This is a genomic window from Mesorhizobium abyssinicae (assembly GCF_049887195.1).
GTDB classification, from domain to species: domain Bacteria; phylum Pseudomonadota; class Alphaproteobacteria; order Rhizobiales; family Rhizobiaceae; genus Mesorhizobium; species Mesorhizobium abyssinicae.
The window spans coordinates 1-15,164 of record NZ_JARAKC010000010.1 but is presented as its reverse complement, the minus strand read 5'-3'; the positions used below and the strand labels follow the sequence as shown (position 1 = coordinate 15,164).

Below are 15,164 nucleotides of genomic sequence, written 5' to 3'. Positions count from 1 at the left end.
ATGGCGATCCGGCGCGGACGCGGCGTCGCCGCGATCAACTATCCGACCGGCATGAACCTCGGTGGCGACCCCACCCAGGCGCTGGTCCATTCGACCCCGACCGGCAATTTCATGGTCACGCTCTCCAGCGTCGACCTCGGCCAGGGCATGAAGCAGATCATGGCGCAGATCTGCGCCGAGACCATCGGCGTGCCGACCGACCGTGTCATCGTCGACACCGCCGACACCGACACCGGCCCGCACTGCATGGGCACCTTTGCCTCGCGCGGCACGCACCGCGCCGGCAACGCCGTCATTCAGGCGGCCAGGGAAGCCCGCCAGGTGATGCTGGAAGTGGCGGCGGAAGAGCTGGAAGTCAACGCCTCGGACCTCGAGACCGACGGCCAGGGCAACATATTGGTGAAGGGCGCGCCGCAGAAATCGATCTCGATCTTCGACGTCGCGCTGTCGGCGCATTTCAAGCGCGGCCGCTCGATCTCCGGCCGCGGCATGTTTTTGATCCCGCGCTCCTATCCGGAGAAGGAGACCGGCGCGATGAAGCCGTCGACCTGCTACGCGCATGCCTGTACGGTGGCCGAGGTCGAGGTCGACGACGAAACCGGCGAGGTGACGGTGCTCAACGTCAAGAACGTCTTCGAGATCGGCCGCGCGCTGAACCCCAAGATGGTCGAGCAGCAGCTCGTCGGTGGTTCCTGGATGGGCATCAGCCACGCGCTCTACGAGACGACCGAGCCCTACTATCCGAACCGCGACCATGGCGGCACCGACTTCAACCAATATCTGATGCCGGGTCCCGGCGATCTCGCCGAGACCGAGATCATCGTGCTGGAACGGCCGTCAGCGGACGGTCCGTTCGGCGCCAAGGGGCCGGGCGAGATGTGCGCCAACCCGCAGATCCCGGCGGTCGCCAATGCTGTCTTCGACGCCGTTGGCGTGCGCATCGACACTTTACCGATCACGCCCGAGCGCATCCTGCGCGCGCTAAAGGCGCAAGCCGCGGGTTGAGCGGACAATGACCCGCGCCGACGCCGAACAGATCGCGGCTTCGCCGGAAGCGGTGGCGGCACGCCTTGCCGCCTCGCGCTATCTCGCCGACGACAGCCTTGCGACCGCAATCTTCCTGGCGATCCGGCTGGGAAAACCGCTGCTGCTCGAAGGCGCGCCGGGCGTCGGCAAGACCGAAGCCGCCAAGGCAGTGGCCGAACTGCTCGGCCGCGACCTGGTGCGGCTGCAATGCTATGAAGGCATCGACGCCGCGCATGCGCTCTATGAATGGAACTACCAGCGCCAGCTGCTCGCCATCCGCCATGCCGGCGAGCACGAAATCGACATCTATGACGACCGCTTCCTGATCGCGCGGCCGCTGCTGCAGGTGCTGCGCGCGCCGGAACAGCGTGTGCTTCTGGTCGACGAGATCGATCGCTCCGACCACGAATTCGAAGCCCTGCTGCTTGAATTCCTCTCCGATTTCCAGATCAGCATCCCGGAACGCGGCACGATCCGCGCCGCAACGCAGCCGATCGTCATCCTGACCTCCAACCGCACCCGCGAGCTGGCCGAGGCGCTGCGCCGGCGCTGCGTCTACCACTGGATCGGCTATCCCGACGCCGCGCGCGAAGCCGAGATCATCATGCTGCGCGCGGGCGATGTCGCCGAGGCTACGGCGCGCGCGGTGGCCAATGCCGTGCAGCAGATCCGCGCCCGTCCGCTGGCAAAGCCGCCGGGCATCGCCGAGGCGGTGGAATGGGCGAATGCCGCCACCATTCTCGAAAAGGGCGGCAACCCGTGGCCGGAAGCCTTTCGCCGCGCCATCGGCTTGCTGATCAAGGACGAGGAGGATCTGTCCGCGATCGCGCCGGAACTTGGGAGGATCGTCGAGGAGTCACTGGCGTGAGCCGCGACCTCAACAATCCCTTCTCCCCGTTCACGGGGAGAAGGTGCCCCGAAGGGGCGGATGAGGGGCGGCGCCAACATGGGCAGACGATGGCGCTGCCCCTCACCTGCCTGCCGGCATCCTCTCCCCGTGAACGGGGCGAGGAAAGCTTGCCCCGCGCCGCCGCGCCCTTCCTTGGCTTTGCCCGCCTGTTGCGGCGCCACGCCTTCGCCGTCGCGCCGGAACAGGCCACCAGCTTCATGCAGGCGGTGACACTGCTTGGGCCGCGCTCGATGAACGACATCCGCGAGGCCGCACTTGCCACGCTCGCGCCTTCGCCCGACCGTCGCATCGAATTCGACGCACATTTCCGCAGCCACTTCTATGGCGACGTAAAACCGTCGATCGAGGGCGAAGAGGATGAAACCCGCATCAAGGACGATCGTGGCACGCGCGAGGAAGAAAGCCAGGCCGCTCGCCAGGAGAAAGGCGGCGAGCTGTCCTCGGCGCGCGAGCAGTTGAGCAGCCGCGATTTCCAGCGCGACGCCGACGGTCTTGGCGCATTCCGCCGCGGGCTCGCCTCCGCCCTGCCCGCCCGCCGCTCCTTCCGCACCATCCGCACCCGCTCGCGCGGCACGCTCGACCTCAGGCGTTCACTCAGCGAAATCGTCAGCGCCGACGGCGACATTCCTTCGCCGCAGCTCCGCCGCCGGCAGACCGTGCCGCGCAAGCTGCTCCTGCTCATCGACGTCTCCGGCTCGATGAAGCTCCACACCTCCGATTACCTGAAGTTGGCGCACGCCGCCGTGCAGAGCGCCGACCGTGCCGAAGTCTTCACCTTCGGCACTCGGCTCACGCGCATCACCTCGGCGCTGCGGGTCCGCGATCGCGACCAGGCGCTCGCCCGGGCGGCGGCTTTGGTCGACGACTGGGACGGCGGCACTCGCATGGGGCCGACGCTGCTCGCCTTCCTTTCGGTGCCACGGTTTTCCGCCTTCGCCCGCGGCGCGGCGGTGGTCATCCTTTCGGATGCGCTGGAGCGCGGCGACCACGCCGATCTCGAGACCGCGATGCGTCGCCTGAGCGCCCGCGCCTTCCGATTGTCGCTGGCGACGCCGCTCGCCGGCGATCCGCGTTTCCGGCCGGCGACGGCGGCGCTGCGCGCCATCCTGCCGGTGCTCGACGATTTGGTCGACGGCTCGTCGCTGAAGAGCCTCACGGATTTCATCCTGTCGCTCGCCCGGCCCGCTCCGTCGGCCGAGGCCATCTGGAAAAGGGTATCGTGATGCAGAAGGCGATCGACTCGCATTTCCACATCTGGCGCCAGAAGGACCAGCCCTGGCTGGTGGGACCGATGGTGCCGCGCATCTTCGGCCCCTACGAGCCGATCCGCCGCGACTATCCAATCGAGGAATTCCTCGAAGACCAGAGGGGGTCTGGCGTCGAAAAGACCGTCTATGTCCAGACCAACTGGGCCAAGGAGGATTTCGAGAAGGAAGTCGCCTTCCTACAGAAGACCGCCGACGAAACCGGCTGGCCGCACGCCATCGTCGGCTTTGCCGACATGACCGTCGACGATGTCCGGCCGCAGATCGACCGGCTGATGAAATACAAGCTGCTGCGCGGCGTGCGCATGCAGTTGCACTGGCACGAGACGCCGGCTTTCCGCTTCGCCGCCTCGGCAGACCAGGTCATCGATCCCACAGTGCGGAAGAATGTGGCGCGGCTGAAGGACTACGGCCTGTCCTTCGACCTCCAGCTTTTCCCGGCGCAGATGAAGGACGGCCTGACGCTGGTCGGCGAGAACCCTCAGACCAACTTCATCCTCACCCATGCCGGCATGCTGACCGGCATGGAACCGGAAACCACCGAGGCATGGAAGACCGGCCTGCGCACGCTCTCCGCCGCGCCCAATGTCTACGCCAAGCTGTCCGGCCTCGGCACCTTCGTCCACCGCAACGATCCGGCGCTGATCGCCTACATCGTCGACAACGCGATCGATATCCTCGGCTCGGACCATCTGATGTTCGGCTCGAATTTCCCGATCGAGAAGCTGTGGACCAGCCACGCCGAGCTGATCAAGGCGCACCGCGCGGCGGTGGCCAGGCACGGCGCGGCGGCAGAAGCGGATATCTTCTGGATCACTGCGGAAAGGGTTTATCGACCGGCATGAGAGCCTGCACCCCTGTGGGAGACGGTGGATCGGCGCGCGGCCCGAGACGGATGAGGGCGCGACCAAAGGCGGAGCGAAGTTTATCTCGGCGATCGGCCCAAAATCCGGATGTCAATTCCGCGGCGAATGGCCTGAAACCTCGGCGCCCGCCGCCGGCGGCAGCACCAGGAAGCGGAAGGCGGCCGCAAGGCCGATTCCGCCGACCACCAGGAAGGCGATGCGGAAATCGACGAGATCGAGTGCTGCCCCGCCCCTCGCGATCTGCGACAGATTGAGGACCGCCGCCGCGACCGCCACGCCGAACAGCATCGATATCTGCTGCAGCATGCTGGACAGCGTCGCCGCCGAACTGCGCTGCGCGCCCGAGATATCGGCGAAAGCCAGCGTGTTGAGCGCGGTGAACTGCATCGAACGCGACAGGCCGGCGACCAGCATCAGCGCCACCACCAGCGCCTGCGGCGTTTCAGGCGAGATCGCCGCGCAGGCCATCACCGCGAGCGAGGCGATCAGGCCGTTGACGACCAGCACGCGACGGAAGCCGAAACGCCTCAGCGTCGGCGTCGTCACCGCCTTCATGCCGAGATTGCCGAGGAAATAGGCCAGGACGAGCAAGCCGGCATCGACCGGCCGCAAGCCGAAGCCGACCTGGAACAGCAGCGGCAGCAGGAACGGGGTGGCATTGATCGACACCCGGAAAATCGTTCCGGCCGACAGCGTCGAGATGGCGAAGGTCAGGACCTTGAACGCCTTGAGGTCGAGCAGCGGATGCGGCGTGCGCGCGAGGTGCCGCACCGCCAGCCAGCCGACCAGCACGCCGGCGGCAATCAGCGCCACGGTCGGCAAGACGCCGTCCTCAGGATGCGCGATGCGCTCCAGCCCGTAGAGCATCGCGGCGAGCCCGAGCGAGGTGAGTACGAACCCCGGCCAGTCGAGCGGCCTGGTCTCGGCTTCGCGGTCGCCCGGAACGAAGCGGGCGACCAGCAGCAGGCCGGCCAGGCCGAGCGGGATGTTGATGAAGAAATTCCAGTGCCAGGAGAGATAGGTGGTGATGAAGCCGCCAAGCACCGGTCCGACCACCGGCGCGAACAGCGCCGGCCAGGTGATCAGCGCGGTGGCGGCGATCAGCTCCGACTTCGACGCATTGCGCAGCACCAGGATGCGGCCAACCGGCGTCATCAGCGCGCTGCCAAGACCCTGCACGACGCGGGCGGCGACAAATTGGGAAAGGTTATGTGAGAAGCCACAGGCCATCGAGGCCAGGGTGAACAGGGCGATGGCGACCAGGAAGACGTTGCGCGCGCCGAAACGGTCGGCAAGCCAGCCGGACAGCGGCACGAACACGGCCATGGCCAGCATGTAAACGGTGATGCCGATGCTCATCGCCACCGCCGGCACGCCGAAGGACTGGCCCATTTGCGGCAGCGACGTCGAGATGATCGTCGAATCCAAGAGCTGCATGAAGAAGGCGACGGCGACGATCAGCGCCACGCGCCGTGCCTGGCGCGTTGGCATGGCTGTCGACGGCTGGGACAACATCGGATTGTCGGGGATGCTGCTCATGACGGACCTGGTTTGAACAGCATTGGACCAGCCTAGTCCAGTGGTTATCCAACAAACTTTTGTGGTGCCTCGCCGCCTGTTATGGGAAAGTGGGCCTAAGAGGGGAAATGGGATGAAGCCCATCTATATCGACTATCTCAACGCTCTCGATATCGAAGCGCTGGCGATGACCGATGCCGAGATCATCGGCGCGGTCGAGGCCGGCCTTGTCGCGCAAGGCAAGGGCCAGACGGTGATCGAACCGCGCGTCCATCTCGAGCCGGACCCGTCCTTCCACGGCCATTTCAATGTCTTGCGCGGCTATGTGGCGCCGCTCGACGCGGCCGGCGTCAAGATCGTCGGCGACTACGTCGACAACTATTTGCACGGCCTGCCTTCGGAATTCGGCATCCTCAATCTATTCGATCCACGCACCGGCACGCCGCGCGCCATCCTCGACGCCACCGTCATCACCGACATGCGCACCGGCGCCGTCACCGCCATCGGCGCCAAGCACCTGGCGAAGAAGACATCCAAGGTGCTCGGCCATATCGGCGCGCGCGGCACCGCCTACTGGAACGCCCGCCTGCTCGACCATCTTTTCGACTTCGACGAGATCCGCGTCCATTCGCGCCGGCCGGAAAGCCGCGATGCTTTCGCGGCGAAACTGTCGGCCGACCTCGGCAAGAAAGTCACCGCGGTCGCCGACTGGAAAAGCTGCGTCCACGGAGCCGACATCGTCGTCGAGGCCTCGCGGCTCAACGAACCGCAGCCGCTGCTCAAGACCCAATGGATCAAGCCGGGCGCGCTGGTGGTGCCCTATGGCACGATGAGCGCGGTGGAGCTGTCCTTGACCGATATCATGGGGAAGATCGTCGTCGACGATTGGGGCCAGTGCAAGAGCGGCAAGTTCGGCTCGCTGCGCGCCCATGTCGAGACCGGGCGGCTGAGCGAGGCGACGTTGCATGCCGAACTCGGCCAGATCGCCGCCGGCCTGAAGCCTGGCCGCCAGGGCGACGACGAGACCATCCTGTTCTGGCATCGCGGCCTGTCGCTCTCAGACATCGCGCTCGGCAAGGCGATGCTGGCCAAGGCCGGCACGCAAGGCGTCGGCCAGAGGCTGCGTTTCGCATGACCCCGCTCGTCCTCACCGGCGCCGGCGTCAGCATCGAGGATGTCGCCGCTGCCGCGCGCAATGCGGCCAAGGTGGAGGTCACGCCCTCCGTCATGGAACACCTGGCCAAGGCGCGCAAAGTCCTCGATGAAGCTGCCGCCGCCGGCCAGCAGATCTACGGCCTGAACACCGGGCTCGGCGCCAATCTAGGCACCGCAGTCGAGGGCGACGCCAGCGCCTTCCAGCGCCAGCTTCTCGATGGGCGCGGCGCCGCCGTGGGTGACGCGTTGCCCATCCAGCTCGTGCGGGCAGCGATGTTTGCCCGCATCGCCATGCTTTCAGCCGGCGGCTCGGGCCTGTCGCCGCATGTGTTCAGCGCGCTGGTCGAAATGCTGAACGCGGGCGTGCATCCGGTGATGCCGGCACTCGGCTCGATCGGCGCCGGCGACCTGGTGATGATGACGGCGATCGCCCACACGCTGATCGGCGAAGGCGACGCCGACTACCAAAGCCGGCGCATGCCTTCGGCCAAGGCGCTTATGATGGCGCGCCTCCCACCGGTCAGCCTGGCGCCGAAGGACGGCTTGTCGCTGATCAATGCTTCGGCGGTCTCCACCGGGGCCGGTGCACTGGCACTTGTCGACGCGCTGTCGGCGATGGAACAGCAGCAGCAGGCCGGCGCGCTGACCATGGAAGCGCTTGCGGCCAACCGCACCATTCTCGATCCGCGCCTGCATGTCGCGCGGCCCGCGGCCTGCCAATTGCTGGCGGCAAGGACGCTGCGCGACCTGCTCGCGCGCGATCATGAAACGACGCCGACGAGCTTGCAGGATCCGCTGTCGATCCGCTGCATGCCCTCGATCCACGGGGCGCTGATCCAGGCGATCGATCATGCCAGGCTGGCGGTCGAGATCGAGCTCAACGCCGCCGCCGACAATCCGCTGGTGCTGGTCGAAGACGCGTTGGTGCTGTCGACCGGCAACTTTCACACCGCGTCACTCGCGCTCGCCTTCGAGACGCTTGGCCTGGCAATCGCGCAATGCGCGGGGGCTTGCGCCGCTCGCTTCATCCAGCTCACCGGCTCCGGCCGCAACGGCCTGCCCAAATACCTGTCGCCGCTCGGCGGCGCCTCCGCCGGCTTCGTGCCTCTGCAGAAGACCGTTACGGCGATCCTGGCCGCGATCCGCCATAAGGCCAACCCCGTGATGCTCGATTACCTGCCGGTCTCGGAAGGCGTGGAGGATCACGCAACGCAAACGCTTCTGGCGGTTTCGAAATGCGCCGACATGATCGTGCTGTGGCGACGCCTGATCGCCATGGAACTGATGGCGGCGGCCCAAGCCGTTGACCTGCGTGAAGGGATCACGCTGGCGCCGGCAACCGCCGTCATCCACGCTTCTGTCCGCACGCATGTCCCGGCACTCAAGGAGGACAGGCCGCTCGGAGCCAACGCCAACGTGCTCTACGCCGCGCTCGCCGACGGCTCTTGGCGGGCCTGAAAAACAAAGAGTTAGCCGCGTTTCTTGAATCGGCGTCAGCGCGACACGCTTCAGATGACCGCCCGACGGCGTCGATTAGCCCGCCGCGATCAGCACAGTACTGTCCGGCGACCAGCTGAGCACCACCGGCTGACCTTCAGCCAACCTTTCGGCGCCGGTGTTCTGCACGATCACCTTCAGCGTCTGGCCGTCGCGGTCGACAAAATAGGTGCTGTTGTTGCCGGCGAAGATACGCTTGGACACCTGTCCCTTGAGCGTATTGGCATTGTCCGCATCGGGCTTCGCCGCGCCGGTCGAGATCTGGATCCGCTCCGGCCGCACCGCGCAGCTCGCCCTGGCGCCGGCTGCCAGCGAAGGCCCAGAGGCAGCGGCGATCGTCGTGCCGTCGGGCAGCCTGATCCCATTGCCGATCGCGTCGCCGCGAAAGATGTTGGCGTCGCCGAGGAAGGTCGCAGCGAACTCGCTTTGCGGCCGGTCGTAGATCTCCTCCGGCGGCCCCTCCTGCACCAGCCTGCCATCGCGCAGGATGCCGATGCGGTCGCTCATCGTCAGCGCCTCTTCCTGGTCGTGCGTGACGAAGATGGTGGTGATGCCGATCTCGCGCTGGATGCGCTTCAACTCGATCTGCATGTCGACGCGCAGCGCCTTGTCGAGCGCGCCGAGCGGCTCGTCGAGCAACAGCACGCGCGGCCTGGTGACGATGGCGCGCGCCAACGCCACACGCTGGCGCTGGCCGCCGGAGAGCTGGTGCGGCCGACGGCCGCCGAGCTTGCCGAGCTGCACGAGGTCGAGCGCGCGCTGCACTTCGGTAGCGATCGACGCCTTCGGCTCGCCGCGCACCGACAGGCCGAAGGCGACGTTGTCGGCGACGCTCATATTGGGAAACAGCGCATAATTCTGGAACACCATGCCGATCCGCCGCTTCTCGACCGGCACGCGCTCGACGCTTTCGCCGCCGATGGCGATGCGGCCGGTGTCGGGAAAATCGAAACCGGCGATCTGCCGCAACAGGGTGGTCTTGCCGCTGCCCGACGGCCCGAGCAGCGCATAGAAGCCGCCATCGGCAAAATCGATCGAGACGTTATCCAGCGCCCTGTGCGCGACGAAACTGCGGGAGACATTCGCTACCTGGACGCCTGCCATTATTTCTCTCCGCCGAATTTGAAGAAGCGCGCCGTGAGCAGCATCAGCGCCATCGAGACCACGATGATGATGGTGGAAACCGCGTTGATCTCGGGCGTGAAGCCCTTGCGGATCGCGGCATAGATCTCGACCGGCAGCGTCGTCTGGCCGGGCGTCGACAGGAAGTAGGAAACCACGAACTGGTCGAACGACACTGCGAAGGCGAACAGCCCGCCGGCGATGACGCCGGGCATGATCCACGGCAAGGTGACGCGGTTCGTCACTTGCCACTGATTGGCGCCGAGCGAGCGCGCCGCCTCCTCCAGCTCGGGCGCGAAGGTCTGCAGCCGGGCCGACACGACCACGATGACGTAAGGCAGCGCCAGCGCGACATGGCCGAGCAGGATCGCCACCAGCCCGCGGCCGATGCCAATGCCGAAGAAGAAGATCAGCATCGCCGTGCCGGTGATCAGCCACGGAATGGCGACCGGCGGGAAGAGCAGCGCCTGCAGGACTTTCTTGCCCGGGAAGTCGTAGCGGTAGAGCGCCAGCGAGGCGGCCGAACCGAGCACGGTCGCGATGACGGTGGTTATCACCGCAATCTCGATGCTGTTCCAGGTCGCCGCGATCAGCTGGTCGTTCTGCCAGAGCGAGGCATACCAGTCCGTCGTCCACTCGAGCGGCAATTGGTAGAAGGGCGAGGCGTTGAACGACATCAGCGCCATGATGATGATCGGCAGATAGAGGAAGGCGAGCAGCAGCACGATGTAGCAGCGCCCAAGCCATTCGAGGATGCGCGTCGTCGCCATCAGGCGGCCCTTTTCAGCATCGGCGACGCCACCGCCAGGATCACCAGCACGACGGCGAGCAGGATGAAGGACAGCGCCGCGCCCAGCGGCCAGTTGAAGACCGCGACGAACTGGTCCTCGATGACAGTGCCGTAGAAGGTACCGGTGCGGCCGCCGAGGATGCGCGGCTCCATGAAGGAGCCGACGACGGGCACGAAGATCAGCGCTGCCCCGGCGATCAGGCCCGGCATCGACAGCGGGATGATCACGCGCCAAAGAACCTGCCGCCGCGAGGCGCCGAGCGAGCGGCCGGCCTCGATCAGCGAATCGTCGATCGCCTGCAGCGTCAGGTAGCAGGTCAGCACCATGTAGGGCACATAGGAGTGCACCAGGCCGATGATGACGGCCGGATAGGAATACATCAGATCGATGTTGATCTTGAACGGCAGCACGGCGTTGAGCGCCGTGTCGAGGATGCCGCCCTCGCGCAGCACCATCGCCCAGGAGAAGATGCGCACCAGCCCGTTCGACCAGAACGGCAGGATGACGAGCAGGAAGATCGCCTCGCGGCTGCGTCCCTTCAGCACCTTGGCCAGCACATAGGCCGCCGGATAGCCGATCACCACGCACCAAAGGGTGACCTCGAGGCCGAGCCGCAGCGAGGCAAGCAGAAGCGTCAGATAGAGGCTCTGCGAGAAGAAGGCCGCGTAATTGTCGAGTGTGAACGCCCATTCCTTCCCGGCCAGCGGCAGGTCGGTCATGAACGAGAAGAAGACCATGGCCGACAGCGGCAGGAAGATCGCCACCGTCAGCCACAGATAGGCCGGAAGGAGAAGCGGCAGGGCCGGCTTCAGCCCGCGCCGCGAACCGATCGCATGCTGGTCAGCCATGGATGCCTCTCCTCCCCGAAAGACGCCGACTACTTCACGTTGACCTTCAGCTCCTGCCAGAGCGCCAGGTACTTCTCGCGCTGCTCGTCGGTGACCGGCGCCTGGAACTGGATGCGCTTGGCGACCTCCGGATCGCCCATGACCTTGCGGTTGAAGGCATCCTCAGGCAGCGCCTCGACCGCCTTGGTGTTTGCCGACACCGGCGCGCCGACCTTGGTGACCCATTCGACGTAGAATTTCGGGTCGATCATGTAGTTGATGAAGGCTTCGGCGCCCTCGACATTCTTGGAGCCGGCCGGGATCGAGAAGGCGTCGAGCCAGGCGACGGCGCCTTCCTGCGGGATGACCAGCGAAACTGGCAGCTTGAAGTGCGTCTTGGCGCGGTCGGCCGAGCCGCTCCAGTAGGTGCCGATGTCGATCTGGTTGGAGGCGACCATCTGGTTCCAGTCGTTCTCCGAGCTCCAGAACGTCTTGATCTGCGGCATCAGCGAGGTGAGCTTCGCCTTGACCGCTTCCATATCCTTGATGTCGTTGATGTTCTGGCCGCTGGCAATGGCGCCGAACTGCACTGCCTCTACGGCGTCGTCGCGGATGATGACGCGGCCCTTATGCGCCGGATCCCACATTTCGGCGATGCTTGTCGGTGGCTTGGGGAACGACTTCTCGTTGATCGCCAAGGCGGTCAGCCCCCAGACCCACGGCACGCCATAGACCTTGCCGTCATGGTTGAGCATCGGTGAGCCGGCCTTGTCCTTGCTGATGTCGGCGTAGTTGGCAAGCTTCGACACGTCGATCGGCTGGATCAGCTTGCCGGCCATTGACTGATCGTTGAAGGCGGCATTGATCATGACGACGTCGTAAAGGCCGGGATTGGTCCTGAGCTTGGTCAGCATCTCCTGTTCGGAGTTGAAGAAGTCGTTGACCACCTTGTTGCCGGTCGCCTTCTCGAAGGCTGCGATCGCCCATGGCTCGTCGGCGCCGTAACCCTTCCAGTTGAGCACATGCACTTCGCCGGCATTGGCGGCAAGCGTGAATGCTGAAGCGAAGACGGCTGTCGCCGTCAGAAAAGCGGTCAGTCTGGGCATGCGCATGTTTCTTTCCTCTCATTGTTTGCCCGGTTTGCGGGCTTGTTAAGTTGTGGCCTCTTGTTCCCGGTCCTGCGCGCTCGCCGCTTGAACGCGCCGGGCAAGGAATTCCTGGATTTCGGCGTCGGTCGGCGCCGACGATCCGCCATGACGAGTGACGGAAAGCGCAGCCGCCGCGTTGGCGTAGCGCGCTGCTTCGTAAGGCGGCATTCCGCGCGACAGGCCGCTGACGAAGGCGCCGATATGGGCATCGCCGGCGCCGTTGGTATCGATGGCTTCCACGTCAAAGCCCGGCACCGCCTGTGTCCGGCCATCGGCAAGTCGTACGAGGCAGCCCTGCGCGCCGGCGCGGATGACGACGCCCGCCGCTCTCTGGCAATGGTCGGCGAGCAGCCGGATGGCGACGGTCTGCGCGTCGCCCGAACCGGCGATCTCGGCCGCCTCGATGGTGTTGCAGCTCAGCCAGGTCGCGCGCGCCAGCACCCGGTCCAGGATCGGCCGCGGAATCTCGGCTATCACCGGCGTCGGATCGAAGACGAAGGGGACTTCCGCAGGCAGCGCCTCGATCCAGTCGGTGAGCGTATCTCGGCTTCCCGGATAGCTCAGCGTGTAGCCAGAGGTGAAAACCCAATCGCCCGAAAGGATTTGGACCGGCTTCATCATGTCGAGCGTGAGCCTGCTCTCAGCCCCCGGCCAGGAGACGAAGGTCCGTTCGGCATCGCCGCTGATCATGGCGACGCAATTGCCGCTGTCCATCAACGGCGATGGCGGCGTCAACGTCGCGATGCCTTCGGCGGCAAAAGCCGTGCGCAGGAAATCGCCGTCGGGCCCGGTGCCGAGCTGACCGCCGAACACCACCCTCATGCCGGTGCGGCTCGCCGCCACCATCATGTTGAAGCCGCCACCGGCGACCCGCGCGTAGCTTGACGCGGTCTTCTCGGTGCCTGGCGCCGGCAAGGCGTCGATGCGGTAGACATAGTCCACCACGGCGCTGCCGACATGGACCAGCCGTCCGCTCATGCGGCAGCCTCCTTGCCGGAGCGGATCTTTGCCTTGCGTGCCGCGACGAGATCGTCTGCCAGCGCGCGAACCTCGGCGAGATCGATGCCGTGCAACTTGGCGATGCGGTGCTGCGGCAGGCGCGACAGTCCGGCTGAGGCGCCTGCCATGCCGGCGGCGATGGCGCCGATCGTGTCGGTGTCGCCGCCGAGATTGGCGCTGATGACGGCCGCCCGCCAGGGATCGCCATCGGCGACCTCCAGCACGGCGAACGCCGCCGGAACCGATTCCTGGCTGGCGACGCCGGTGCCGACCAGATCGACGATCAGCCTGATCGCTTCTTTCTCCGTCTTGCCGCGCACGAGGTCCTGCGCCCAGGCGATCCGCGCTGCGATATCGCCGCCGGTGACCCAATTCCCGTGCGTTGCCCCCAGCCGCGCCGCGGTCACGGCGCGCGCGGAAGCCGCGCGCCAGTCGGCGCCTGAGACTCCGCTGCTGACCGCCGCAGCGACCGCGGCGGCCGAAGCTATGGCAATCGAGGTGTTGTGCGTCGCCCGGCAGGTTTCCGCGACCTTCGCAACCAGCGCGTCGAGCGGCTCCGGTGGCATCATGATGCCGACCGGCGCGATGCGCATCGCCGCGCCATTGGTATCGCCGCCGCTGCCGGCTTCCTCCGGCGGCACGCCGTCATTGATGGCGTCGATGGCGCGCTTGGTCGACGGGCCGAGCAGGTCGTAGCTGCCGCGCGCCTTGACCTCGCGCTCCCAGTCGAGCAGCGCATTGACCCAGCGCGTGTGGTCGAAACGGTCGCCGGACTCGACCATAATGCGGCCAAGCAGCAGCGCCTGTTCCGTGTCGTCGGTGATCGTGCCGGCAGCAAGGCCCTTCGACACCGGATGGTCGTCGACGGGCGCGACGAAGTCCTCGACATGGCCATAAAGTTCGGCGATCCGGGCCGGCGACAGAAGCTGCGTCGGCATGCCCAGCGCGTCGCCAAGCGCGCCGCCGATCAGCGCGCCCATGGCGCGGTCGATCGCCCCGGCCGCATCCGTCATCTCAAAACTCCAGATGCAGGGCGAAATGCGCCGGGTTGAGCAGGCTGGTGACGAATTCGATGGCGCGGCCGTCGGCGGCGCGGGTCAGGCGCCGGGTGCGCAGGAAGGGCGTGCCCGGCGCGCAATCGAGGATGGCGGCATCCGCCGGGCTCAGCATCTCGATGTCGACCCATTCCTCGCCACGGTCGGGCACCAGCCCTGCCCCGCGCAGCGTCTGGTGCAGCGAGCCTTCGCGCAGGCCGCGCAGCGGCACGTCTTCCAACTCGGGCGAAAGCGGCAGGCGGCTGCGCTCGATCGAAATCGCATGGCCGTCATTTGCATTGGTGCGGACGCGATCGACGGCGATGAAGGCCGGATTGTCGACACCGAGTCTGGCGGCAAGGTCCGCGTCCTCGATGACTTCGAGCCGCAGCGTGCGCGTCTCGGCATTGGCGCCGGCATTGGCAAGCGCGCGCGACCAACCGACGGCATCGTCGACCGGCATGCCGTCGAAGGTGACGAAGGAGCCGATGCCGACCCTGGTGGTGATCAGGCCCCGGCTCGACAATTCCTCGAGCCCTTTGCGGACCGTGTTGCGGCTGACGGAGAAGCGCTGGACGAGTTCGTTCTCGCTCTGCAGGCGGTCGCCGAAACCGAGCACCCCGGAGCGGATTTCGTGCTCCAAAACTGTCGCGATCTGCTCGGGCTTGCCCGTTCCGGGGGTGAGCTGCGTCGCGCGACGGGCCATATCAATACCTGTTCAGTGAACCTGTATAATCCTGTTCAATAGTGCATTTGGAAGGCGGCGTCAACGGTAAGCCTTTGAGCAGGGAACGAACTCCTCAGGCGACGGCCTCATTCCCATTTTCAACCGTCGCGCCGCCCCTCACCTGCCTGCCGGCACCCTCTCCCCGTATAGTGACGGGGAGAGCGACTGTCTTGGCTGTCAAGCTGTTTGCCATGGTTTTTGGTCGCGGATGATGGCGTTGAGAATGGTCAGCAGCTTTCGCATGACGGCCACGACGGCGACGATCTTCGGCTTGCCGAC

The 15,164-nt window shown here is 66.1% G+C and carries 14 protein-coding genes and 1 pseudogene; 6 read left to right on the top strand and 9 right to left on the bottom strand.

Annotation, left to right across the window (positions count from 1 at the left end; translation table 11 throughout):
* The 4 genes from PU724_RS21390 to PU724_RS21375 all read left to right on the top strand — a co-directional run bounded on the left by PU724_RS21390 (position 1) and on the right by PU724_RS21375 (position 4,046).
* A complete protein-coding gene (locus tag PU724_RS21390; protein ID WP_127390975.1) occupies positions 1–1,005 on the top strand; it encodes a xanthine dehydrogenase family protein molybdopterin-binding subunit in 1,005 nt (334 codons plus the stop codon).
* Positions 1,006–1,012: 7 nt separating this feature from the next.
* Positions 1,013–1,894: an AAA family ATPase gene (locus tag PU724_RS21385; protein WP_354423798.1), complete on the top strand. Its 882-nt coding sequence runs from the start codon at positions 1,013–1,015 to the stop codon at positions 1,892–1,894.
* 89 nt (positions 1,895–1,983) lie between these two features.
* On the top strand, positions 1,984–3,159 hold the full coding sequence (locus PU724_RS21380) for a vWA domain-containing protein (protein WP_354423800.1): 1,176 nt from the start codon (positions 1,984–1,986) through the stop codon (positions 3,157–3,159).
* A complete protein-coding gene (locus tag PU724_RS21375; RefSeq protein WP_189340479.1) occupies positions 3,159–4,046 on the top strand; it encodes an amidohydrolase family protein in 888 nt (295 codons plus the stop codon). The genes PU724_RS21380 and PU724_RS21375 overlap by 1 nt, the downstream gene beginning before the upstream one ends.
* 111 nt (positions 4,047–4,157) lie before the next feature.
* On the opposite strand, the gene PU724_RS21370 is transcribed toward PU724_RS21375, so the two are convergent.
* On the bottom strand, positions 4,158–5,606 hold the full coding sequence (locus PU724_RS21370) for a DHA2 family efflux MFS transporter permease subunit (protein ID WP_354423802.1): 1,449 nt from the start codon (positions 5,604–5,606) through the stop codon (positions 4,158–4,160).
* Between the two features lie 112 nt (positions 5,607–5,718).
* Here PU724_RS21370 and PU724_RS21365 point away from each other — a divergent pair, with 112 nt between their 5' ends.
* Positions 5,719–6,720, top strand: coding sequence for an ornithine cyclodeaminase family protein (locus PU724_RS21365; RefSeq protein WP_354423803.1), 1,002 nt, complete (start codon positions 5,719–5,721; stop codon positions 6,718–6,720).
* Positions 6,717–8,198 carry an HAL/PAL/TAL family ammonia-lyase gene (locus PU724_RS21360; protein WP_354423805.1) on the top strand — a complete coding sequence of 494 codons (1,482 nt, stop codon included), beginning with the start codon at positions 6,717–6,719 and terminating at the stop codon, positions 8,196–8,198. The genes PU724_RS21365 and PU724_RS21360 overlap by 4 nt, the downstream gene beginning before the upstream one ends.
* A 75-nt stretch (positions 8,199–8,273) precedes the next feature.
* On the opposite strand, the gene PU724_RS21355 is transcribed toward PU724_RS21360, so the two are convergent.
* The 8 genes and pseudogenes from PU724_RS21355 to PU724_RS21320 form a co-directional block, all read right to left on the bottom strand.
* Positions 8,274–9,341, bottom strand: coding sequence for an ABC transporter ATP-binding protein (locus tag PU724_RS21355; RefSeq protein WP_354423807.1), 1,068 nt, complete (start codon positions 9,339–9,341; stop codon positions 8,274–8,276).
* A complete protein-coding gene (locus PU724_RS21350) occupies positions 9,341–10,129 on the bottom strand; it encodes an ABC transporter permease (protein WP_354423808.1) in 789 nt (262 codons plus the stop codon). The genes PU724_RS21355 and PU724_RS21350 overlap by 1 nt, the downstream gene beginning before the upstream one ends.
* Positions 10,129–10,998, bottom strand: a complete 870-nt coding sequence (locus PU724_RS21345; RefSeq protein WP_127287151.1) for an ABC transporter permease — start codon at positions 10,996–10,998, stop codon at positions 10,129–10,131. The genes PU724_RS21350 and PU724_RS21345 overlap by 1 nt, the downstream gene beginning before the upstream one ends.
* 29 nt (positions 10,999–11,027) lie before the next feature.
* Positions 11,028–12,089: an ABC transporter substrate-binding protein gene (locus PU724_RS21340; RefSeq protein WP_354423810.1), complete on the bottom strand. Its 1,062-nt coding sequence runs from the start codon at positions 12,087–12,089 to the stop codon at positions 11,028–11,030.
* 39 nt (positions 12,090–12,128) lie between these two features.
* On the bottom strand, positions 12,129–13,103 hold the full coding sequence (locus tag PU724_RS21335; protein WP_354423812.1) for a PfkB family carbohydrate kinase: 975 nt from the start codon (positions 13,101–13,103) through the stop codon (positions 12,129–12,131).
* Positions 13,100–14,137: an ADP-ribosylglycohydrolase family protein gene (locus PU724_RS21330; protein WP_128273722.1), complete on the bottom strand. Its 1,038-nt coding sequence runs from the start codon at positions 14,135–14,137 to the stop codon at positions 13,100–13,102. Before PU724_RS21330 ends, PU724_RS21335 begins: the two co-directional genes overlap by 4 nt.
* A 1-nt stretch (position 14,138) precedes the next feature.
* Positions 14,139–14,864, bottom strand: a complete 726-nt coding sequence (locus PU724_RS21325; protein ID WP_354423814.1) for a GntR family transcriptional regulator — start codon at positions 14,862–14,864, stop codon at positions 14,139–14,141.
* 198 nt (positions 14,865–15,062) lie between these two features.
* Positions 15,063–15,164: pseudogene (locus PU724_RS21320) on the bottom strand (IS110 family transposase); the annotation flags it as partial.